Consider the following 21,651-nt stretch of genomic DNA (forward strand, 5'->3'; position numbering starts at 1 on the left):
CACGACGCTCGAAACAGGGCGATTCCAAGCCGAAACAACGAGAGCTTGGACCGCTCGTCCTCAGAACACGAAACCCGGCGCTTTTTCAAAGCCCTCCAGAACGGGAGCGGAAGCGTCGAACAAAGCGCGCGCGCCGGCCGGGGCGCCGCCGGAGCGGTCGAAACGGGTGACGGCCCAGCCGGAATCCGGCTCCGCCTTGGCGATGGCGAGCAGGCGGCCATTGGGGGTGAGCTGCTCGAAGAGACGATCGAGACCGGCCTCCACCGCGCCCTGCACGATGATGACGTCGAAGGGCGCTGCGGCGGGAACGCCGGCCGCGAGCGGGCCGGTCTCGACGCGCACATTGGTCGCGCCGACGAATTGCAGATAGGAGCGCGCCGTCGCCGTGAGGCGGGCGTCATCCTCAAGGGCGACGATCTCGCGCGCCAGCGGCGACAGCAGCGCCGAGGAGTAGAAGGCGCCGCCGGCGATGTCGAGCACGCGATCGGTCTCGCGAACGTCGGCGTCCTGCAGCAGGCGGGCGAGCACCAGCGGCGGCAGCAGCGCGCGGCCGGGACGGCCGCTATCGTCCTTGAGCGTCAGCGCCAGATCGGAATAGGCGAGCGGAGCGAGGTCGTGCGGCAGGAAAATCTCGCGCGGCACGGTGAGGAAGCGCCGCAGCAGCGGCAGGTCCGTCACATCGAATGTGCGCAGCTGCCGCTCGACCATCGTCTGGCGCAGGGTCGCGGTCGCCGCGCCTTGTTGCGAATTCGTCTCTGCGTGGAGCTCAGCAGCTTCGGCCATCGACCTTCCGGCGTCGCGCCGGCCTCTCGCGGGGGGTCTCGACGACGGCCGCCGGTCCGCCGCGGGCGCCCCGCCTCATGAAAGACGCCAAAATTCCAAAGAAGGCGTTCGGACGGGCCGGCTCCTCTCGCCGAACGCATTCGCTTCGCCGCGCTGCAAGAGCTCGGCCGTGCGCTTTATAGGTTCGCGCCGCCTCCATGTCCATGGCGGCCCTGCGCCTTCCCCTCAATTCCGCTCGAGCTCGCCGAGCAGAGCGCCGGCGGGATCGTCCTGGGCGAGGGCGCGCATCTGCGCCAGCGTGCGATTGTCCAGCACATTGGCGATGGCGTCGCGGGCCTCCAGCATCAGCAGCCGCACGGTGCAGCGGGCCTCGTCCTCGCAATCGTCGCAGCGCCGATAGACCGTGCGGCTCGCGCATTGGATCGGCGCCAGCGGCCCGTCGAGCGCCCTGATGACGTTCCCGACCCGTATCTCCTGCGGCGCGCGCGCCAGAGTGTAGCCGCCGCCCTTCCCTTTCTTGGAATGGACGAAGCCGGCGTTGCGCAGCTCGCCCAGAATGGCGTCGAGAAATTTCTTGGGGATTTGATTCGCCGCGGCGATATCGGAGACGAGCGCCGTCCGCCCCGGCTCGAAGCCGGCCAGATAGACCATCGCCTTCAATCCGTATTTCGCTTTCTTCGTCAACATAGAGCGGCGTCTCCTCGCATCCGCCTCGCCGGCGTCTGGGGTTAATTTTTCTCCGGCGAGCGGATTCTACAGCAAAATGGCGCCATTGCGCGCCCATTGTCCACTCGCGGCCGGCTCCCCGGCGCCGGCCGGCGCGCAGAGCCGAACGACGGTTTTCTTCTACAGCCTATTAAATACCTAGAAAAATCAGACTGAAAGCTCATTCGTCGGCGCGCCGGCCGCCTTGCCACGCTCCACGCGCGAACTCGGCGGCCAGGCTGAGGATTGGTAACGCTCTCGTCACGGTCGCGACCATTCGGCTCGAGCGCCGCTTCTTACCTTGACATGTTATAGTATTTTTATGGACTATAGGAAAATCATTCTCGAACGCCGGACGCGCCATGGACGCCATCGACCGCCACATTCTTTCAATTCTGCAGGAGGACGCCTCCCTCTCCATCGCCGACATAGCGGCGCAGGTCGGGCTGTCGCAAACGCCCTGCTGGAAGCGCATTCAGCGGCTGGAGGCGAGCGGCGTCCTGCAGGGCCGAGTCGCCCTGCTCTCGCCCGAGAAGCTCGGACTCGGCCTCAGCGTCTATGTCTCCATCGTGGCCGGCGAGCATTCGGACGCCTGGCTCGACCGCTTCACCGGCGCCGTCGCGGCCATGCCGGAGGTGGTGGAGTTCTACCGCATGGCCGGCGATGTCGACTACATGCTACGCGTGGTCGTCGCCGACATGGTCGCCTTCGACGAATTCTACAAGCGGCTGATCGCGGTCGCGCCTCTGCGCAATGTCGTGTCGCGCTTCGCCATGGAGCGGATCAAGGCGACGACCGCTCTGCCGCTGGAAACCGCCCCGCCCATCGCTTTTCCCCGCGCGCGCCGGGTGGCCGAAGAAGCCGTTGCAGGATAAGCTCTGCGGCAAGCGCGTAAAGCGACCAACACTATATTCGAGGAGCAACCCATGTCAGAGGCAGTATCGGCGCCGATTTACATCCCTTCGGAGAAACCGGGGCGCGGCCGCATTTATGATTCCATCACGCAGACCCTCGGCGATACGCCGCTGGTGCGTTTCGACCGTCTCGCCAAGGAGAAGGGCGTCAAAGCCAATCTTCTCGGCAAGCTCGAATTCTTCAATCCGCTCGCCAGCGTGAAAGACCGCATCGGCGTCAATCTCATCGATTCGCTGGAGAAGAGCGGCCGCATCGCCCCGGGCCGCAATCTGCTCATCGAGCCGACCTCCGGCAACACCGGCATTGCGCTCGCCTTCGTCGCCGCCGCGCGCGGCTATCGCCTCGTGCTGGTGATGCCCGAATCCATGTCGATCGAGCGTCGGCGCATTCTCGCCGTGCTCGGCGCCGAGCTGGTGCTGACCCCGGCCGCGCAGGGCATGAAGGGCGCCGTGGCCAAGGCCACCGAGCTCGCCGCCGAAAATCCCGACGCCGTCATTCCGCAGCAATTCGAGAATCCGGCCAATCCCGAGATCCATCGCCTCACCACTGCCGAGGAGATCTGGAACGACACCAATGGCGAGGTCGATTATTTCGTCTCGGGCGTCGGCACCGGCGGCACGATCACCGGCGTCGGCCAGGTGCTGAAGCCGCGCCGCCCCGGTCTCAAGGTCGTCGCCGTGGAGCCCGAGGATTCGGCGGTGCTCTCCGGCCGTCCGCCGGGACCGCATAAGATTCAAGGCATCGGCCCGGGCTTCGTGCCGCCGATCCTCGACCGCACGGTCATCGACGAGATCATCACCATCGGCAATCAGACGGCCTTCGACACCGCGCGCCAGCTCGCCAAATTCGAAGGCATTCCGGTCGGCATCTCGTCCGGCGCCGCCGTCGCGGCCGCGCTCGAGATCGCCGCGCGTCCAGAGGCCGAGGGCAAGAATATCGTGCTGATCATCCCCGACTTCGCCGAGCGCTATCTCTCGACCGCGCTGTTCGAAGGCGTCTGACCCCGGCTGGCGCGATCCAGACATCGGTCCGGGTCGCGCCGCTTCGCGGTCCAGGAGCTTCGAACATGCCGTATGCCGCTCGCGGTCGCGCGATCGCGTGTTTCGTCGCCTTATGCGCGATCCCGGTCGTTCTTCACGCAGCGCTCGACGAGCCGAAAGGCGCGGAGCCCGGCGTGGCCGAGGACACGATCCTCTTGCGTTACGAAAAAGTCGAATTCTTTAATATCCAGCAATTGCACCCAGACACGACGGGACTTCCTCCGACGATCGACATGTCGTCGATGATGGTCGACTTTTATTTTTCGGGCGACGAGCTGTCACGGATCGAGAAATTTTCGACCGATCACAAGCTGCGCCGAACGAATGTCACGATCGACGATATCGTCGTCGCCCACGACCTTTTCAGCCCGTTCGCGGGATTGCGCGAAATCGTCGAGCAGGGCCACGCATATCTGGTCGTCGCCACAGGCTCTTTCGACAAGCAAAGGCTGATCGAAAGAAAGGCGCAGCTGCGAATTCGGGTGCGAAAGCCGTAATCTCGGCCGTTCACGTCAGATGCGGCGGCGCCGCCTTGCCGCGGCGCTCCAAATGGCGACGGCCGAAGCGCCCCGTCCAATAAGCGACGAAGACGATGAAGAAGTAGATCAAGAGCATCCACGGCCAGCGCTCGCTGGCGCTCTCCGCCTTGTCGGAAAATTTGATCCACCCTTCGAAGAGATACTCGACGCCGAAGCCGAAGATGAAGGTGAGGATCAGCACGCTCTTCCACCAGGAGAGACGAAAAAAGCCGATCGCGAGCGCGACCATCAAGGCGACGATGCCGACGCCATTGATGAACTGCTGTAGAAGCCCTTCCGAAAACAATGTGATCAGGCGAACGACAAAGACCATGCGGCGTTCCTCTGCGATCGACGAAATCGCTTCATACTACACATTCGGCAGATGCTGCGCGAGCGCCTCCAGCACCGCCATACGCACGGCGACGCCCATTTCCACCTGATCTCGAATGAGTGAGCGGGGGCCGTCGGCCACGCTCGAGTCGATCTCGACGCCGCGATTCATCGGGCCGGGATGCATGACCAGCGCATCGGGCGCGGCATAGGCGAGCTTCTCCTCGTCGAGACCGAAGAAGTGGAAATATTCGCGGCTGCTCGGCACGAAGGCGCCATTCATGCGCTCGCGCTGCAGCCTCAGCATCATCACTATGTCCGCGCCGGCGAGCCCCGTCCGCATGTCGTGGAACACTTCGACGCCGAGGCGCGACAGCGAATCGGGCGCGAGAGTGGAGGGGCCGACCGCGCGCAGCCGCGCGCCCAGCGCGCTCAAGAGAATAATGTTGGAACGCGCGACGCGCGAATGCAGCACATCGCCGCAGATCGCCACCGTCAGCCCCTCGATGCGGCCCTTGTGGCGGCGGATCGTCAAAGCGTCCAGCAGCGCCTGAGTCGGATGCTCATGGGCGCCGTCGCCGGCGTTGACCACGGCGCAATCGACCTTGCGCGCCAAAAGATGCACGGCGCCGGCGCGGGCGTGGCGCACCACCAGAATATCCGGCCGCATGGCGTTGAGCGTCATCGCCGTGTCGAGCAGCGTCTCGCCCTTCTTCTCCGAGGAATTGGCGACCGACATATTCATGACGTCGGCGCCGAGCCTTTTGCCGGCGATCTCGAATGAAGCCTGCGTGCGGGTGGAGGATTCGTAGAAGAGATTGACCTGGGTGCGTCCGCGCAGAGTGGCGCGCTTCTTCTCCACCTGGCGGGAGACCTCGATCGCCTCCTCGGCCATGTCGAGCAGAGTGAGAATGTCGATGCGCGACAGCCCCTCTATGCCGAGCAGATGGCGGTGCGGAAAAGCGGGATGCGATTTTTGCGGCATGCCGCCGTCTATAACAGTTTCCCACGCGCTGGCCAGCCTTCCCGCCGCGCGCTCATGGTTGAGAAATCCTCGAGACGATCGCTCGAAAGCGACGGCGGAACCAAAGGGGATGAAAAAGAGTTCTCGTTTTTGCCCGTCATAGAGACGCTCTTTCCCAGAATTCTTCGCGAAACAGGAGATCGCCATGCACATTCGGCTCGGCTCGCCGCTCCTCGCGGCGGCCCTATCCCTCTGCGCCGCCACGGCAATGGCGGCAACCACCGTCGCCACGGATTTCTCCAACATGCGCTCCGGCCCCGGCGCGCGCTGGCCCGTCATCGCCCAAATCCCGGCCGGCGCCAAAATACGGCTCGACAATTGCGGGCCGGGCTGGAAACACGATTGGTGCCAGATCCGCTACAAGGGCAAGCGCGGCTTCGTCGCCGCCAACACGCTCGAGCCGACGATGAAGAATGTCGTCGTCGCGCCGCTCGTCACCCGCGACACCACGGCCGTGCACTCCGGCCCCGGCGGAAATTGGAAGGTCGTCGCCAAGATCCCGCCGGGCCAGAAGGTCGCCGCCTCCGCTTGCCAAAAGGGCTGGATGACCAGCTGGTGCAAAGTCACCTATGAGGGCAAGTCCGGCTATGTGGACCGCAATTATCTGAAACGGAAAGGCGCCGTCTTTGCCCGCTGACGAAATTCCCCCGCGACGAGACAGCCCGCAGCCGCGGGCTTTTTCTCGCGCCCATGCTCTCGCGAGACTATCTCATACGACGCTCGCTCGCGCGCCCTCGAACCGATTGACATATACTCAGTGAGAGCATATCTCTAGCGCGAAGAGTGATTGGCGAGGGTTGCTCAATCCCGCCATGACACTTAAGCTACAAATAAGCCTCCGTCGGGCGGCGCCCGAAGGAGTTTTTGATCGACCGACTTATGCTCGAATTGAGCATAAGTGAGGATGGAGCAAGGTCCATGACCCTCACCTTCCCCGAGAAGAAGCGCCTCGATGCGCCCGCCATCGGCGCGCTCGTCGGAGCGGCGCAGCGCTTTCCGGTGCTGCCCATGCCCAATCTCGCCTGGAACAAGGAGGTCGAGGCCGCGACCGCCCATCTCTATGAGCGGGTGGCGAAGGTCATGCCGGCGATCGAATGGGCGTTCCATGCACCTTATGTGAAGGCGATCAACGAGCTGAAGCGGGAACGCAACGCCGTCATTCTCGCCCATAACTATCAGACGCCGGAAATCTATCATTGCGTCGCCGATTTCGTCGGCGACAGCCTGCAGCTCGCCAAGCTCGCCGCCTCCTCCGACGCCGAGATCATCGTGCAGGGCGGCGTGCATTTCATGGCCGAGACCTCCAAGATTCTGAGCCCCGAAAAAGTGGTGCTCATGCCCGATCTCGAGGCCGGCTGCTCGCTCGCCGCCTCCATCACGGCGGCCGACGTTCGCGCGCTGCGCGCCGAATATCCGGGCGTGCCGATCGTCGCCTATGTCAACACTTCCGCCGATGTGAAGGCGGAGGTCGACATTTGCTGCACCTCCTCCAATGCGCTGAAGGTCGTCGAGAGCCTCGGCTCCGATCGCGTCATCATGCTGCCCGACCGCTATCTCGCCGAGAATGTCGCCGCGCAGACCAAGGTGAAGATCATCGCCTGGCGCGGCGCATGCGAGGTGCACGAGCGCTTCACAGCGGAAGAGCTCGAGACCTATCGCGCCGATCATCCGGGCGTGAAGATCATCGCCCATCCCGAATGCCCGCGTGAAGTGGTGGAGATTTCCGATTTCGCTGGCTCGACCGCGGCGATGATCGATTATGTGCGCACGAAAAAGCCGGCGCGCGTGCTGCTCGTGACCGAATGCTCCATGGCCGACAATGTCGCCGCCGAGACGACGGGAACCGAGTTCATCCGCCCCTGCAATTTCTGCCCGCATATGAAGCGCATAACGCTGCCGAAAATCCTCGACGCGCTGGTCCATATTCGCGAAGAGGTGACGGTCGATCCGCTGATCGCCGCGCGCGCGCGCGTCTCCGTGCAGCGGATGATCGATCTGGGTTGATGGACTTGCCTTCTCCTGCTCGCGGGAGAAGGATTGAAGGAGCGCGGCCATGACGGCTCGATACGAGGCATTGATCGCAGCGATCGACGCCGCCAACGCCGATGATCCGCGCAGAGTGACGATCGACGGCGCCGAACGCGCTTTCGAGATCGTCTACGCCGAGCGCATGACGGCGCGCCTCGCCGCGCTCTATCCCGAGGCCTCGGAACTGCTGCAAATCGCGACGCGCGCGCAGCATTTGCGGCGCTGGGATATTCCACGCGAGAATTTCCCGCTCGGCCGTCACGGCTATAATGACTGGCGCAAGGAATGCCGCGTTCATCACGCGCGCCTCGTCGGCGAGCTCATGCGCGCGCAGGGCTATGACGAAGAAGAGATCGCGCATGTCGGCGCGATCATCCGCAAGGAGAAGCTGAAGAAGGATCGCGATTCCCAAGCGCTGGAGAATGTCGCGGCCATCGTCTTCCTCGAGCATTATTTCGACGACTTCCACGAGAAATACAAAGACTACGACGACGACAAGATCGTCGACATCCTCGGCAAGACGCTATGCAAAATGTCGCCCAAGGGCCATGGCGCGGCGCTGGCCCTGCCCTTGCCGGAACGCACGCGCACTCTGGTGGCGGCGGCCATCGCCAAGGAGAGCGAGGCGCTCGCCAAGCTCGCAGCCGTAGCGATCGACTAATGGCCGGCGCGCCCGCTCGGGAGCTTTCACAGTGGTGACACAGACTCCCATCCTCGTCGTCGGCGGCGGCCTCGCCGGCCTCTTCTGCGCATTGAAGCTCGCGCCGCGCCGCGTCGCTGTGCTGACGCCCGGCTCAATCGACGAAGGCGCCGCCTCCTTCTGGGCGCAGGGCGGCGTCGCGGCGGCCGTGCTCGACACGGATTCGCCGGAGCGGCACGCCGAAGACACGCTGAAGGCCGGCGCCGGCATCGTCGATGCGGACGTCACGCTCGGCATGGCGCGCGAAGCCCGCGCGCGCATCGAAGATCTTCTCTCCTATGGCGTGCCTTTCGATCGCGCCGACGGCAAATTCACGCCCTCGCGCGAGGCTGCGCATTCCGAGCGGCGCATCGTGCGCGTCAAGGGCGACACGGCCGGCCGCGCGATCATGGAGACCCTCGTCGCCGCCGTCCGCGCGACGCCTTCGATCGAATTATTTGAAGGCTTTTCCGCCCAGGAATTGCTGACCCATGACGGCCGCGTCATCGGCCTGCGCGCGCGCGGCCGCGACGGCCTTTTGCACGACTTTCTCTCGTCCGCCACAGTGCTGGCGACGGGCGGAATCGGTCATCTCTATCGCGTCACCACCAATCCGAACGAAGCGCGCGGAATCGGCCTCGCAATGGCGGCGCGCGCCGGCGCGCTCGTCGCCGATGCGGAATTCGTGCAATTCCACCCGACCGCGATCGACATAGGCGTCGATCCGGCGCCGCTGGCGACGGAATCTCTGCGCGGCGAAGGCGCGATCATCGTCGATCGCGCCGGCCATCGCTTCATGGCCGAGATCGATCCCGCCGCCGAGCTCGCGCCACGCGATATCGTCGCGCGCGGCGTCTTCGCATCCATCGCGGCCGGAGGCGGCGCTTTTCTCGATGCGCGCGCGACTGTGGGCGCGGAGTTTCCCGCGCGTTTTCCGACCGTCTATGCGAGCTGCATGGCCGGCGGCGTCGATCCTGTGACCGCGCCCATTCCGATCGCGCCCGCTGCGCATTATCACATGGGCGGCGTCGCCACGGATGCGCGCGGGCGGACGTCTCTCGCCGGACTTTGGGCGGCCGGCGAGGTCGCCTCCACCGGCGTGCATGGCGCCAATCGCCTCGCCTCCAACTCCCTGCTCGAGGCGGTGGTGTTCGCGGCGCGCATCGCAAATGATATCGGCGAGCAGAATGTCGAGGCCGCGCCCGCCCCTGCCCCGTCATCCGACGCGGCCGACGCGCCCGAGCAGAGCCTCGTCGACGAATTGCGCGATGTGATGGCGCGCGATGTCGGCGTCATCCGAGATGCGATCGGGCTCACGCGCGCGGCGCGGGCGCTTCTGCGCATCGAATCCGCGACGCCCCACGCGCAATTGCGCAATATGGCGCTGACCGCCCTGCTGGTGACGAGCGCGGCGCTGGCGCGGCGAGAAAGTCGCGGCGCACATTTCCGCTCTGATTTTCCGAGAGCCGAGGACGCTCTCGCGCATCGCTCCTATATAACCATGGCGCAAGCGCGCGCCATCGCCGAGGAGGCGCTGAAATGACGGCCGCCCCCTGGACGCTCCCCGCCCTGCATGTAGAAGAAGCCGTGCGCGCCGCTCTCGCCGAGGATTTCGGCCGCGCCGGCGACATTACCACTCAGGCGACGATCCCCGAGACCGCCCGCGCTCGCGCCGTCATCGCCGCGCGCGAAGCCGGCGTCGTCGCGGGCCTCGGCGTGGCGGCGGCCGCCTTTCGCCTCGTCGATCCTTCCGTGATTTTCATGCCCGCGACGCAGGACGGCGCACATATCGGCGAAGGCGGGATCATCGCGCGGATCGAAGGCCCCGCCCGCGCCATTCTCTCGGCGGAACGCGTCGCTCTGAATTTTCTCGGCCGGCTCTGCGGCGTCGCCACGCTCACGGCGCGCTATGCGGAGAAAATCGCGCATACGAAAGCCAGGGTCTGCGACACACGCAAGACGACGCCGCTGCTGCGCGCTTTCGAGAAATATGCGGTGCGCTGCGGCGGCGGCGCCAATCACCGCTTCGGTCTCGATGATGCGGTGCTGATAAAGGACAATCACATCGCCGTCGCCGGCGGCGTCGGCCCCGCATTGCGCGCGGCCAAAGCCTTCGCCGGCCATATGGTGAAGATAGAGATAGAGGTCGACACGCTCGCGCAGCTCGAGGAGGTCCTCGCCGAAGGCGCGGATATCGTGCTGCTCGACAATATGGCGCCCGATTCTCTACGCGCCGCGGTCGCGCTGATCGGCGGCGCAATGCGCGCGGAGGCGTCCGGCGGCGTCACGCTGGAGACGATCGCGGCGATAGCGGAGACGGGCGTCGATCTCATTTCCGTCGGCGCGCTCACGCATTCTGCGCGCACATTGGACCTCGGCCTCGACATAGAAATCGGATAGGCGTCACACCTCCCGCCGCAGCCGCGCGAGCGACGCGCTGCGATTGAGCATCACCTCCTCGAAGCGCGACGAGAGCAGAAAGGCGAGCTCCTGCTCGCGCGTCACCGTCACCGGGTCTTGCGCGCGCAAATCCTCGTCGACGCGGCCGGGATGGCACATGACGAGATGCCGCTCGCCCGGCGCGCGCAGATAGGTTTCGAACTGCGCGGCGTAATCGCTCTGCGGATCGAAATCGGAAAAGCCGGCGAAGCCTTCGTTGAGCAGAAATCCGCGCGCCACCGCCTCGCGCCGATAGCCGCGGCCGATGGCGCGGACCACCATGGCCTTGCGCATGTCGGAGCCGCGAATCACGATGCGATGCATCCGATCGCCGGCGTCGCGCAGCCAGAGCTTCTCGCCCGTGAGCCCGCGCTTCTCCAGCGCGTCGAACAGCGCGGTGCGCACGCCGGGCAACGCATGAACATGCTGATGCCCGTCGAGATGGTCCGGCGCGCGGCCCATCACCGCGTAAAAGCGGTCGATCTGGCGGTCGATCTCGGCGCGGATTTCCTCCATCGGCAGCTTTCCGCGCATGGCGGCGCGAATCACCTCGCGCAGCGGCGGAAACACGCCGCCGGGCGCGAATTTCGGCATATTGGTGAGCGGACGCCCGAGCGTCAGATTGAAATGCACGCCGATGTCGGCGTCATGGCGGCGGCGCGCCAGCTCCCGCCCCATGGCCGGCCAGCGATCGACATTGGTGAGCGCGGAGACCGCCGTCAGCCGCCCGGCGTCCAGCGCCTCGAGAATGCCGAGGCTGACGCCCATGGAAAGGCCGTAATCATCCGCGCAGAGCGCGACCGCACGTTGCGCCGCCATCTTCCTACCCCGTCCTCCCGGCTTCGGCGCGCTTGCGCATTTTCGCGCGCCCGCCTAGGTCTTGCCCGTTTCTCTTGCCCGGTTCGAACCTATAAGGCGAGCGATGGACGATAAAGCCGAAAATCCGCCGGAGATATCCGTAGCCATTCCGGTCTTCAACGAGGCGGCCAATCTTCGCCCGCTGGTCGCCAGGCTGAAGCCCGTGCTGGAGCGTTGCGCCGCGTCTTTCGAGATCGTCTTCGTCGACGACGGCTCCTCGGACGAAACGCTCGCGGGATTGCGCGAATTGCATAGAGAGGACGCCCGCGTCAAAGCAGTGTCCTTCAGCCGCAATTTCGGCAAGGAGATCGCCATAGCCGCCGCTCTGGACCATTCCCGCGGCGCGGCCGTGGCGCTGATGGACGCCGACCTCCAGCATCCGCCGGAGACGATCGCGCAATTCGTCGCCAAATGGCGCGAGGGCTATAAGAACGTCTATGGCGTGCGCCGCGACCGCGCCGGCGAGCCGCTGCTGCGCACGCTCTTCGCCAATCTCTTCTATGGCCTGTTCGATCGTTTCGGCGAGACGCCTTTGCCGCGCGGTGCCGGCGATTTCCGCCTGCTCGACCGCCAGGCGATCGACGCGCTCTCGCGCATGCGCGAGCGGGCGCGCTTCTCCAAAGGCCTCTTCGCCTGGGTCGGCTTCAAATCGATCGGCGTGCCCTTCGAGGTGGAGGAACGCGCCTCCGGCCACACCAAATTCAATTACGCCAAGCTCATCCGCTTCGCGCTCGACGGGCTGATGTCCTTCTCCTCGGTGCCGCTGAAGGTCTGGGCGGTGATCGGAATCATCGTCTCGACATTCGCGCTCGCCATGGCCGCCTATTATTTCTGGCGCACGGTGTTCTATGGCGTGGATGTCCCCGGCTACGCCTCGCTGATCGTGTCGATCGCCTTTCTCGGCGGAATGCAGCTGTTCTCCCTCGGCGTGCTCGGAGAGTATATCGCGCTCATTTTCGGCGAGGTGAAAGGACGTCCGCTCTATCTCGTCGCGGAGCGGGTGGGAGTGGAGGACGATGAGCCTGCGAGACCATTCAAATGAGCATAGGGCTCCCGAGTCTCCCTCATGCTGAGGAGCGCCCGAAAGGCGTGTCTCGAAGCACGCCGCGTCTCACGGTTCCGCCTTCTGGAGACCCTCGTGCTTCGAGACGCGGCCTGCGGCCGCTCCTCAGCATGAGGGATGTGGTTGCTCCATGATTCGCAATCTCCTCTCCGTCGGCGGCTTCACGCTGCTCTCGCGCATCACCGGCTTTCTGCGCGATGTGATGCTGTCGGGCATTCTCGGCGCCGGGCTCGCGGCGGACGCTTTCTTCGTCGCCTTCAAGCTGCCCAATCATTTCCGCGCCATTTTCGGAGAAGGCGCCTTCAACGCCGCCTACGTCCCCTGCTATTCCAAGGCGCTCGAGCAGCAGGGAAAGGACTCGGCGAAAGAATTTTCGAGCGAGGTGTTCACGCTTCTGCTCGCCTCGCAGATCGTTCTGCTCCTTCTCGCCTACGCCTTCATGCCACAATTCGTGGCGCTGCTCGCGCCGGGCTTCGACGATCGGCCGGAGAAATTCGAGCTCACCGTTTCGCTGACCCGCATCACCTTTCCCTATCTGCTCTGCATGACGCTGGTGACTCTTCATCAGGGCACGCTCAACGCCAATGGAAGATTCGCGGCGCCGGCCTTCGCGCCCAATCTGCTCAATCTCTCCATGATGGCGGCGCTCGCCGTCGCATTCCTCTTTCCGAGCGCGGCCTATGCCGCCGCCTGGGGCGTGACCGTCTCCGGCGTCTTGCAGCTCGCTCTGCTGATGGCCAACGCGCGGATGATCGGCGTGATGGAAGGCCTCGCGCGGCCGCATTGGAAGCGCGTGCGCGAATTCTTCCTGATGCTGGGGCCGGCGATAATCGGCTCGGCGAGCGGACAGATCGCCATTTTCGCCGATACGATCATCGCATCGATGCTGCCGGACGGCGGCGTCTCCTCGATCACTTACGCCGATCGCATCTATCAGCTGCCCAATGGCGTCATCGGCCTCGCCGCCGGCACAGTGCTGCTGCCGGAGATGAGCCGCCGCATCGCCGCCGGCGACGAGGACGGCGCCCATGCGGCGCAAAATCGCGTGATGGCGCTGACCATCGCGCTGGCCGCGCCCTTCTTCATCGCCTTTGTGACGATCCCCGAGCTCATCATGAGCGGCGTCTTCCAGCGCGGCGCCTTCACCCACGCGGACGCCGCCGCTGCCGCCGACGTGCTCGCGGCCTATGGCGGCGGGCTGATGGCGCTGGTGCTGATCGCCTCGGCGCGCGCCAGCTTCCAGGCGCATGGCGACACCAAGACTCCCATGTATGTCGCGCTCGGCGCCGTCGTCGTGAATGTGGGGCTGAAGATCGCGCTCTATGAGCCCATGGGCGCGCCGGGCCTCGCGACGGCGACGTCCGTCGGCCTCTGGATCAATCTCGCAGCGCTGATCGGCCTCGCGCTGCATCGCGGGGCGATGCGCTTCGACGAGACATTTTTGCGCGTTTCCATCGCGAGCCTCTGCGCCAGCCTGCCGCTGCTGGCGACGGCGCTCTATGGCTATGGGCCGGCGATGGCGCTGGCCCAACATGTCGGATCATTGCGCGATATCGCCGCGCTGCTGCTGCTGGGAGCGGCGGGAGCGCTCGTTTATTGGAGCGTTCTCGCCGTCTGCCTACGCGCCTTCGGCCTGCGCCTGTCGCAGCTGAGACGCTCCGCGCCTTCATCGCGCTGAGCGTCGCGCAAACTCACAAAAACTGCGACAGCCCCGGCACCGAATCGGTGATTTCCTTGAGCTTCTCCTTGCCCACCAGCCCTTCGGCATGGGCGAAGAACTCCTTGGCGAGCGCCTGGCTCTGATCCATGGAGAGGCCGACGCTGGAGAGCCGTCCGGCGAGCGCCATCAGATCGCCCTTGGAGCCGCCGACGAGGCCGCCCAGCCCGCCCAGCAAGCCGCCGAGCAGCCCGCCATCTGCCGCCGGAGCCGCCTCGGCCGCCGCGATCGCCTCCTCGGCGCCGGGCAGCTTGGCGATGAGATCTGCCGCCGGACCGTCCGGGAATTCCTTGCGGAAAAAGCCGAGCACATGGCCGGCGGCGAGACGCGCCGTCTCGGGCTCGACGCCGAGCGCTGCGGAAATGCGGGCGATCAATTCATCCATGCTCGGCTCCTACTTCAAAAAAAGCTCGGTCTCGACAATTACCCGGCGATTGCGACGAATTCGCAGCCGGCCTCACTCGGCGTCGAGGCCGTAGAGCGAATGCAGCGTGCGCACCGCGAGCTCCGTATAGGCGGCGTCGATCAGCACGGAGAATTTGATCTCCGATGTGGTGATGGCGCGAATATTCACGCCCTTGTCGGCCAGCGCCTTGAAGGCGCGCGCGGCGACGCCGGCGTGGCTGCGCATGCCGATGCCGATGGCCGAGACCTTCGCCACATCCTTGGCGCCGGCGAGGCCGGCATAGCCGATCGAGGGCCTCGCCTTCTCGAGAATGGAGAGGCAGCGCTCATATTCGGCGGCCGGCACGGTGAAGGTCATGTCGGTCATGGTCGCGTCGGAAGCGACCTGCACGATCATGTCGACATTGACGCCGGCCTCGGCCAGCGGCACGAAGACGGCGGCCGCCACGCCCGGCTTGTCGGCGACGCCGCGAAGGGTGATCTGCGCCTCGTCGCGCGAGAAGGCGATGCCGGTCACGACCTGGGCTTCCACAATATCCTCCTCTTTGCAGATCAGCGTGCCGCTGTTGGGACGGGCCGGATCGTCGAAGGACGAGCGGACGAAGGTGCGGACTCCATGCACCATGGCCACCTCGACCGAGCGCACCTGCAGCACCTTGGCGCCGAGAGAGGCCATTTCCAGCATCTCCTCGAAGGCGATGCGCTCCATGCGCCGCGCCTTGGGAACGACGCGCGGATCGGTGGTGTAGACGCCGTCGACATCCGTATAAATGTCGCAGCGGTCCGCCTCGATCGCCGCGGCGACGGCGACGGCGCTGGTGTCCGAGCCGCCGCGGCCGAGCGTGGTGATGCGGCCGCTCGGCTGATGAATTCCCTGGAAGCCGGCGATGACGGCGACCTCGCCGCGATCGAAGCCGGAGAGCAGCGCCGCGCCGTCGATCGACTGGATGCGCGCCGAACCATGGGCGTCGCTGGTCAGGATCGGGATTTGCCAGCCGAGCCACGAGCGCGCCGGAAGACCGAGATTCTGCAGGGCGATGGCCAGAAGCCCGGCCGTCACCTGCTCGCCCGAGGCGACGACGGCGTCATATTCGCGCTGATCGTGCAGAGCGGCGGCGTCCTTGCACCAGGCGACCAGCTCATTGGTCTTGCCGGACATGGCCGAGACCACGACAGCGACCTTGTAGCCCGCCTCCACCTCGCGCTTCACATGGAGCGCGACATTGCGGATGCGCTCCACATTGGCGACCGAGGTGCCGCCGAATTTCATCACCAGACGAGCCATGACCGACCTAGATTGGAAACACGGGCCCGGCTCGGGCGAGCCGGATGGCCGCTCGCATCCGACCAAAAGCGGGCGTATATGTGACGCCCCCGCCGCCGGTGTCAACGCCGCGGCGGGGTTCCGCGTGCTTCGAGACGCCCGCTACGCGGGCTCCTCGGCCCGCCGAGGCCGAACAAAAGAGGACAAGCGTGCCGCAGCATCATGACCGCCCCCATTCCGCCAGCGTCGACCCGAAAGACGTCGACCGTTTCGACCGGCTCGGCGAGCTGTGGTGGGACGCCACGGGCAAGATGGGCATTTTGCACGACATCAACCCGGTTCGCGTCGACTACATCCGCGACCACGCATGCCGCCATTTCCGCACGGACGGCGCGCCGCGCGACCGTCATGACGCGCAGCCGCTCGAAGGACTGCGGCTCGTCGATATCGGCTGCGGCGGCGGCATATTGAGCGAATCCCTGGCCGAGCTCGGCGCAAAGGTCACGGCCGTCGATCCCGCGCCCAATAATATAGAGGTGGCGCGCCGCCATGCGGAGCGCTCCGGCCTCGATATCGCCTATCGCAACAGCACCGCCGAGGCGCTGGCCGCGGAAAGCGCGCGCTTCGATATCGTCGTCGCCATGGAGGTGCTGGAGCATGTCGAAGGACAGAGCGATTTCGTCGCGACGCTCGCCTCGCTGGTCGAGCCCGGCGGAATGCTGTTTCTCGCCACGATAGACCGCACGCTCAAGAGCTATGCGCTGGCGATTCTGGGCGCCGAATATGTGCTGGGCTGGGTGCCGCGCGGCACGCATGACCATGATAAATTCGTCCGGCCCGACGAATTGTCCGCCTGGCTGCGCCACGCCGGGCTGCGCGAGATCGACCGCTCCGGCATGAGCTTCCAGCCGCTGACGCGCAGCTGGCGCAAGAGCCACGACACCGATGTGAATTACATGATGGCGGCGAAAAAGGCCGGCTGACGCGCAGGAGCCTCCGAGGCAAGCCTGACGACAGCTCGGCGCGGCACACTATGTCCCGTTTGTTTCGGGAGCATAGCCGCATGAGTCTGCATATTTCTCCGCCGTCGCCGCCGGACCTCGTGGACACGCTCGCTGTCTGGCGCGCGCGCTTTCCTCGTTTCGCTGAAATGATCGACGCCGGCCAATCGCCGGTCAAAGCATTGCGCTATCTCGGCCTCGGCCTCTGGCAGGAGGGCGATGTGACCGGCGCGGTCGCCGCTCTGACGACGGCCGCCTCGCTCACGCCCGAGGACGCCCATCTCCTCGCCGATCTCGGCGCGGTGCTCTGGCTCGACGGCCGCAAGGCCGACGCGCTGCAATGCTTCATCGCCTCGCTGGAGCGCGATCCGAGCCGGGTGCAGGTCTGGCTCACCGTCGCCAGCCTCTGCAACGAGATCGGCCAGACCGCCACCGCCGAGCATTCCTATCTCGCGGCGCTCGATCTCGACCCCGCCTGCGCCGAGGCGGCCACGGGGCTCGGCCTCATCTGCCTCGAGAGCCGCCGCTATGACGAGGCCGTCACGCTGCTGCGCGGCGCGCTGGAGCGCGGCGTCGCCACGCCCGGCCTCTACGCCTGCTATGGCCAGACGCTCTATCTGATCGGCGAGTTCGCGGCCGCGCGCGCCGCTCTGGAGCCGGCCGCCGCCGCTCTGCCGGAGGAAGCGGCGATCGTCCGCAAATATGCGCTCGCTGCTTGCATGGAAACGGCTTTGGAAGCCTCGCCCGAGCACGCCTTCGCCGCCTATCGGCGCGCCGCCGGGCTTCATGCAGAGGAGGATGCGCGCATCGGCCGCACCGTCTTCCGCGCTCTCTGCGGCTTCGGCCACAAGGAGGCGGCGATTCGCTTCGGCGAGGCGCTGCTGCGCGAATCGCCGGACGATCAGATCATCCCCTTCCATCTCGACGCGCTGCGCGGGACGCCGGGCGCGCGCGCCACGCCCGCCTATATCGTCGCCTGCTTCGATCTCTATGCGCCGGATTTCGACCGTCATCTCACGGAGACGCTCGGCTATCGGCTGCCGGAGACGTTGCAGCCGCTGCTGGCGGAAACCGCACGCAGCTTTCCGCGCATTCTCGATCTCGGATGCGGCACCGGCCTCGCGGCGCCCATGCTCGCCGGCTTCGGCGCGCAGATCGTCGGCGTCGACCTCTCCCCGCGCATGCTGGAAAAAGCGCGCGAGCGCGGGCTCTATGCGCAGCTCGTGGAACAGGACGCGCAAGCGTTCCTGGCCGACTGCGACGAGCGCTTCGATCTCGTCGTCGCGCTGGATATGCTGATCTATCTCGGCGATCTCTCGGCGCTGTTCGCCGGTGTGGCGGCGCGCCTCGCGCCGGGCGGCGTCTTCGCATTCAGCTTCGAGACCGGCGCCGGCGCGGATTACACGCTCGATCCCGCCGGCCGCTTCGCGCATGATCCGGCCTATATAGAGGCGCTCTCGCAGAAGGACTTCGTCCCGCTCGTCTCGCGGGCGACGACGATCCGCATAGAGGCCAACCAGCCGGTCGACGGCCGGCTGGTCCTGCTGCGGAAACGTTGAGACTATAGCTCGTCCTGCGCCGCCTTCGCCTGCTTCAGCAGCGCGTCGGCGGCGATGATCTTGTCCTTCTCGGGATCATGGGCGATCGCGTCGAAATCCTTGGCGAGCGCGGCGCTGAATGCCAGCGCCGCGATCTTCTCGCGAGGGTCGCTCGACCATTTGACGGCGATCTGCGCGTCTCTGCCGCCGATCGCCGCGGCGAGTTCCGGCGACAGCGCCGCAGCGGCGTCGCGCTCCGAGAAACGAATGTCGAAGCCGGCGTCCTCGCCGTCATATGTGCAGGGCAGATAGCCCTCCACCGCAAAGGGCGCGTAGTCGTGATCCAGCGCGACGCCGATCTTGGTCGCGTCGATCGCCTTTTGATGGGCGGCGCGGTCCGGCAATTTGCCGCGCTCGATATAGAGAATGTGCCGTCTGGCCATGGAAACGTCCCATTTCACGCGCGTCTTGCGCGCGCCCGCGCCAAGCAGGAAACATTCCAGCGATAGGCTTTCATCTGCGACGCCGCCACTGGTTCGCCACAGGCGCGGACGATAGAATTCACACTATGATTCGTCCTTCTGTCCTCCCCCTCCTTCTCGCCGCCGGACTCGGCCTCACTGTCGCGGCGCCGGCGCTCGCCAAAGAAAAGCCGACGGCCGAGGATGCGGCCGCCGAAACCAAGGCAGATAAGAAGAACCCCGCCAAGGCGGAAGCGAAAAAGCCAGAGGCGAAAAAGGCCGAGCCCGCCAAACCGGGCGAAGCGAAAAAGCCGGACGCAGCCAAAAAGCCCGCGGACGCGAAAAAAACCGCCGAGGCGAAAAAGGCCGCGGCCGCGGACCAGTCCGAGGCGCCGGACGCCAAGCCCGCCAAGGACAAGAACGGCAAGCCCGCCAAAGGCGGCAAGGATTCGGGCGGCAAGGACGCCAAGGCGGCGGGCAAGGAGAAGCCGACCGAAAAGGAAAAGCCCGGCGCCAAGACGCCGACCGCCATCGGTTCCTATGGCGATTGGAACGCCATGACCGCGCATGGGCAGGGCAAGGACAAGACCTGCTATGCGCTCGCCGAGCCCAAGGACCGCCAGCCGGGGAAATTGCAGCGCGACAAGGCCTATGTCTTCATCTCGACGCGGCCGGCCGAAGGCGTTCGCAATGAGGTGGCGATCATCCTCGGCTTCGCGGCCAAGGACGGCGGCGGCGCCAGCGCCGACATCGACGGCGACAATTTCGAGCTCGTGACCAAAGGCTCCAACGCCTGGGTGAAGAATCCGGCGAAGGAGAAAGAATTCGTCGATGCGCTGAAGAGCGGCACCAAGCTCGTCGTCAAAGCGCCCTCCGCCAAGGGCAATGTCACGACCGACACTTACTCGCTTAAGGGCCTCTCCGACGCGCTCGGCCGCGTGCAGAAGGAATGCCCGTAGGCGAGCGCGGCGGCCCCCGGCGCCACGATCGGCGCGGCACTATCGATCCCTTGAGACGAACGCCATTGATAATGGGTTGTCGCGGCTTCAGGCTCGACACGAAGCCAAAATTCATCTTAGTTCGACAAGGTCGTCATTATGGCCGCCAAGCGATTTGCGAGCGTTCAGGATCTTCGGAAGGACAACGAATTCTTTATTGCGGACAAGCTTCCTTGTTGCTTGAGCGCAGTCGGATACGTCGACAACAACTGGTCGGACAAAGAAATTGTAACTGCAGAGATACTGGACATCATGGCGCCACGAGTAGCGGCGACACACCCCAACGGACGTCACGTGCTTTTTGCGCATAGTGGGTGGTTGGAAGACAACCGCATTACCCGATACAAAAAACTTTGGAGACGTCTGGCGGATGCAGGCGTCGCCCTACCGAATGGCGTTCGCTCTGAAGAGGTTATGCGTAGCCGAGCGCATGAAATCTTGTTCAGCGGATTTATCGAGGTCGATAACCGAACCTCGAATGCGATACCTCGACTGCTATTAGATCATAGCAGCTTCTTTTTCATGCACTGCGATCTCGATGAAATTAGAAATATCTTCAATCTGTTTTCGACGTCCGACACCGTCGACCCGCGCTCGGGGTTGCTGAGCCAGAATGGTTGGCTCGTCGAGATATTGTGTCGTGGACAGGCTGGCGTCCATCAACCCTACGCCTGGGTCGATGAGCGATATTCTGGCCTTGTCTACATCTTCAACCCAGAATATCTCGCTTATTGACGAGGCGGCGTCGCAAGGGCCGTCTTGCGGCTCGAGATTGCTTCGCGACGCTTCGCAAAGCTCACTTCACGCCGACGACCATCGAATCCGGCCCCAGCAAATGCTCGACGCGCGTCTCGAAGAACCCGGCCTCGCGCATCCAGCCCTGACAATCCGCGCCGGTGTAATCGAAGCCGCCGGGCGTCTCGATCAGCATGTTGAGGCTCATCAGCAGGCCGAAGGCGTTTGTCTTGCGCTCGTCGTCGATCAGCGCCTCATAGACGATGAGCGCCCCGCCCTTCGGCAGCGCCTCATAGGCCTTCGCCAGCAGCAAGCGCTTCTCCTCGAGATTCCAATCGTGGAGAATATGCCCCATGACGATGACGTCGACCTTGGGCAGCGCATCCTTGAAGAAATCGCCCGGATAGAAGCGCAGCCGATCCGATAGGCCGTTCTGAGCAACGAAATCATCGAACACCGGCTGCACCTGCGGCAGATCGAAACCGCCGCCGGAAAGATGCGGATGCGCGCGTGCGACCGTGACGGGGACCATGCCCTGCGCGCAGCCGACATCGATGAAGCTCGCATAATCCTTCCACGGGAATTTCGCGGCGATCGCCTGCGCCGGGCCGGCGCTGATGCCGCTCATCGCAGTGAGGAAGCCGCACAGCTTTTGCGGATCGGCGTAGAGAGAGCCGAAGAAATCCCCCTCGGCGGCGTTCTCGCTCTGCGCGACGCCGGTGCGCAACGCATCGGTGAGGCGGTTCCAGCTCGAGAACAAGCGGAGATTGGACATTTCCAATATTTGCCCGACATAGCTCGGCTTGGCTCGATCGAGAAAGAGGTCCGTCTCCGCCGTGTTGCGATAGAGGCCGTTCTCGCGCTCGAGCATTCCGAGCGCCACCAGCGCATCGAAGAAATCACGCGCCGAACGCTCATGCAGACCGAGGCGAGCGCGCAGCGTTTCGGCGTCGGCCGGGCCTTCCGCCAGAACGGTGAACAGGCCGAGCTCGACCGCCGTGAGCAAGACTTTCGAATTCCAAAAGGCGAAGCCGAGACCGAGGATTTTTTCCGGGGAGAGCTGGCTCATTTTTGTCCTCACAAACAGCAATCTTCGCGCGCGTCTCCTTCTCCCGCTTGCGGGAGAAGGTGGCCCGGCGTAGCCGGG

At 65.1% G+C, this 21,651-nt stretch carries 23 protein-coding genes; 14 read left to right on the top strand and 9 right to left on the bottom strand.

What is annotated here, in order from left to right; all coding sequences use genetic code 11:
• Nucleotides 1-60: 60 nt before the first annotated feature.
• Both GYH34_RS15210 and GYH34_RS15215 read right to left on the bottom strand, forming a co-directional pair.
• Nucleotides 61-783 (bottom strand): protein-L-isoaspartate O-methyltransferase, encoded by a 723-nt coding sequence (locus GYH34_RS15210; RefSeq protein WP_161914317.1) that lies wholly within the window; start codon nucleotides 781-783, stop codon nucleotides 61-63.
• A gap of 225 nt (nucleotides 784-1,008) precedes the next feature.
• Entirely contained in the window at nucleotides 1,009-1,470 is a 462-nt protein-coding gene (locus GYH34_RS15215) for an Rrf2 family transcriptional regulator (protein ID WP_161914318.1), read from the bottom strand.
• 380 nt (nucleotides 1,471-1,850) lie between these two features.
• Between GYH34_RS15215 and GYH34_RS15220 the strand changes: the two genes are divergently transcribed.
• The 3 genes from GYH34_RS15220 to GYH34_RS15230 all read left to right on the top strand — a co-directional run bounded on the left by GYH34_RS15220 (nucleotide 1,851) and on the right by GYH34_RS15230 (nucleotide 3,940).
• The gene (locus GYH34_RS15220) at nucleotides 1,851-2,363 is read left to right on the top strand and encodes an Lrp/AsnC family transcriptional regulator (protein ID WP_161914319.1); all 513 of its coding nucleotides are present in this window, start codon (nucleotides 1,851-1,853) and stop codon (nucleotides 2,361-2,363) included.
• A gap of 51 nt (nucleotides 2,364-2,414) precedes the next feature.
• Nucleotides 2,415-3,404 (top strand): cysteine synthase A, encoded by a 990-nt coding sequence (cysK, locus tag GYH34_RS15225; protein WP_161914320.1) that lies wholly within the window; start codon nucleotides 2,415-2,417, stop codon nucleotides 3,402-3,404.
• A 65-nt stretch (nucleotides 3,405-3,469) separates the two neighbouring features.
• Nucleotides 3,470-3,940: a hypothetical protein gene (locus GYH34_RS15230; RefSeq protein WP_161914321.1), complete on the top strand. Its 471-nt coding sequence runs from the start codon at nucleotides 3,470-3,472 to the stop codon at nucleotides 3,938-3,940.
• A 10-nt stretch (nucleotides 3,941-3,950) separates the two neighbouring features.
• Here GYH34_RS15230 and GYH34_RS15235 read toward each other — a convergent pair whose 3' ends face one another.
• Both GYH34_RS15235 and GYH34_RS15240 read right to left on the bottom strand, forming a co-directional pair.
• Entirely contained in the window at nucleotides 3,951-4,295 is a 345-nt protein-coding gene (locus tag GYH34_RS15235; protein WP_161914322.1) for a hypothetical protein, read from the bottom strand.
• A 36-nt stretch (nucleotides 4,296-4,331) separates the two neighbouring features.
• Nucleotides 4,332-5,279 carry an aspartate carbamoyltransferase catalytic subunit gene (locus tag GYH34_RS15240; protein WP_161914323.1) on the bottom strand — a complete coding sequence of 316 codons (948 nt, stop codon included), beginning with the start codon at nucleotides 5,277-5,279 and terminating at the stop codon, nucleotides 4,332-4,334.
• Nucleotides 5,280-5,463: 184 nt separating this feature from the next.
• Between GYH34_RS15240 and GYH34_RS15245 the strand changes: the two genes are divergently transcribed.
• The 5 genes from GYH34_RS15245 to nadC all read left to right on the top strand — a co-directional run bounded on the left by GYH34_RS15245 (nucleotide 5,464) and on the right by nadC (nucleotide 10,425).
• Nucleotides 5,464-5,955 carry an SH3 domain-containing protein gene (locus GYH34_RS15245; RefSeq protein WP_161914324.1) on the top strand — a complete coding sequence of 164 codons (492 nt, stop codon included), beginning with the start codon at nucleotides 5,464-5,466 and terminating at the stop codon, nucleotides 5,953-5,955.
• A 281-nt stretch (nucleotides 5,956-6,236) separates the two neighbouring features.
• Entirely contained in the window at nucleotides 6,237-7,322 is a 1,086-nt protein-coding gene (gene nadA / locus GYH34_RS15250; RefSeq protein WP_161914325.1) for a quinolinate synthase NadA, read from the top strand.
• Nucleotides 7,323-7,371: 49 nt separating this feature from the next.
• Entirely contained in the window at nucleotides 7,372-8,007 is a 636-nt protein-coding gene (locus GYH34_RS15255; RefSeq protein WP_161914326.1) for a DUF4202 domain-containing protein, read from the top strand.
• Nucleotides 8,008-8,041: 34 nt separating this feature from the next.
• Nucleotides 8,042-9,568, top strand: coding sequence for an L-aspartate oxidase (locus GYH34_RS15260; RefSeq protein ID WP_161915040.1), 1,527 nt, complete (start codon nucleotides 8,042-8,044; stop codon nucleotides 9,566-9,568).
• Nucleotides 9,565-10,425 carry a carboxylating nicotinate-nucleotide diphosphorylase gene (nadC, locus tag GYH34_RS15265; RefSeq protein ID WP_161914327.1) on the top strand — a complete coding sequence of 287 codons (861 nt, stop codon included), beginning with the start codon at nucleotides 9,565-9,567 and terminating at the stop codon, nucleotides 10,423-10,425. The genes GYH34_RS15260 and nadC overlap by 4 nt, the downstream gene beginning before the upstream one ends.
• 3 nt (nucleotides 10,426-10,428) lie before the next feature.
• Here nadC and GYH34_RS15270 read toward each other — a convergent pair whose 3' ends face one another.
• Nucleotides 10,429-11,283, bottom strand: a complete 855-nt coding sequence (locus GYH34_RS15270; RefSeq protein WP_161914328.1) for a ChbG/HpnK family deacetylase — start codon at nucleotides 11,281-11,283, stop codon at nucleotides 10,429-10,431.
• Between the two features lie 103 nt (nucleotides 11,284-11,386).
• Between GYH34_RS15270 and GYH34_RS15275 the strand changes: the two genes are divergently transcribed.
• Both GYH34_RS15275 and murJ read left to right on the top strand, forming a co-directional pair.
• Nucleotides 11,387-12,364: a glycosyltransferase family 2 protein gene (locus GYH34_RS15275; RefSeq protein WP_161914329.1), complete on the top strand. Its 978-nt coding sequence runs from the start codon at nucleotides 11,387-11,389 to the stop codon at nucleotides 12,362-12,364.
• Between the two features lie 151 nt (nucleotides 12,365-12,515).
• On the top strand, nucleotides 12,516-14,063 hold the full coding sequence (murJ, locus tag GYH34_RS15280; protein ID WP_161914330.1) for a murein biosynthesis integral membrane protein MurJ: 1,548 nt from the start codon (nucleotides 12,516-12,518) through the stop codon (nucleotides 14,061-14,063).
• Nucleotides 14,064-14,076: 13 nt separating this feature from the next.
• Here murJ and GYH34_RS15285 read toward each other — a convergent pair whose 3' ends face one another.
• Together GYH34_RS15285 and GYH34_RS15290 are read right to left on the bottom strand one after the other, a co-directional pair.
• Nucleotides 14,077-14,487, bottom strand: coding sequence for a DUF2267 domain-containing protein (locus tag GYH34_RS15285; protein ID WP_018266107.1), 411 nt, complete (start codon nucleotides 14,485-14,487; stop codon nucleotides 14,077-14,079).
• A 72-nt stretch (nucleotides 14,488-14,559) separates the two neighbouring features.
• A complete protein-coding gene (locus GYH34_RS15290) occupies nucleotides 14,560-15,792 on the bottom strand; it encodes an aspartate kinase (RefSeq protein WP_161914331.1) in 1,233 nt (410 codons plus the stop codon).
• 188 nt (nucleotides 15,793-15,980) lie between these two features.
• Between GYH34_RS15290 and ubiG the strand changes: the two genes are divergently transcribed.
• A complete protein-coding gene (gene ubiG / locus GYH34_RS15295; RefSeq protein ID WP_161914332.1) occupies nucleotides 15,981-16,754 on the top strand; it encodes a bifunctional 2-polyprenyl-6-hydroxyphenol methylase/3-demethylubiquinol 3-O-methyltransferase UbiG in 774 nt (257 codons plus the stop codon).
• Between the two features lie 80 nt (nucleotides 16,755-16,834).
• A complete protein-coding gene (locus GYH34_RS15300; protein WP_161914333.1) occupies nucleotides 16,835-18,331 on the top strand; it encodes a methyltransferase domain-containing protein in 1,497 nt (498 codons plus the stop codon).
• A gap of 2 nt (nucleotides 18,332-18,333) precedes the next feature.
• On the opposite strand, the gene GYH34_RS15305 is transcribed toward GYH34_RS15300, so the two are convergent.
• On the bottom strand, nucleotides 18,334-18,753 hold the full coding sequence (locus GYH34_RS15305) for a hypothetical protein (RefSeq protein WP_161914334.1): 420 nt from the start codon (nucleotides 18,751-18,753) through the stop codon (nucleotides 18,334-18,336).
• A 125-nt stretch (nucleotides 18,754-18,878) separates the two neighbouring features.
• On the opposite strand from GYH34_RS15305, the gene GYH34_RS15310 reads away from it, so the two are divergent.
• Together GYH34_RS15310 and GYH34_RS15315 are read left to right on the top strand one after the other, a co-directional pair.
• Nucleotides 18,879-19,730 carry an invasion associated locus B family protein gene (locus GYH34_RS15310; protein ID WP_161914335.1) on the top strand — a complete coding sequence of 284 codons (852 nt, stop codon included), beginning with the start codon at nucleotides 18,879-18,881 and terminating at the stop codon, nucleotides 19,728-19,730.
• Between the two features lie 138 nt (nucleotides 19,731-19,868).
• Nucleotides 19,869-20,504, top strand: coding sequence for a hypothetical protein (locus GYH34_RS15315; RefSeq protein WP_161914336.1), 636 nt, complete (start codon nucleotides 19,869-19,871; stop codon nucleotides 20,502-20,504).
• Between the two features lie 61 nt (nucleotides 20,505-20,565).
• On the opposite strand, the gene GYH34_RS15320 is transcribed toward GYH34_RS15315, so the two are convergent.
• On the bottom strand, nucleotides 20,566-21,573 hold the full coding sequence (locus GYH34_RS15320; RefSeq protein ID WP_161914337.1) for a methyltransferase: 1,008 nt from the start codon (nucleotides 21,571-21,573) through the stop codon (nucleotides 20,566-20,568).
• Between the last annotated feature and the right edge of the window lie 78 nt (nucleotides 21,574-21,651).

The sequence above is a fragment of the Methylosinus sp. C49 genome, assembly GCF_009936375.1.
Taxonomy (GTDB): Bacteria; Pseudomonadota; Alphaproteobacteria; order Rhizobiales; family Beijerinckiaceae; genus Methylosinus.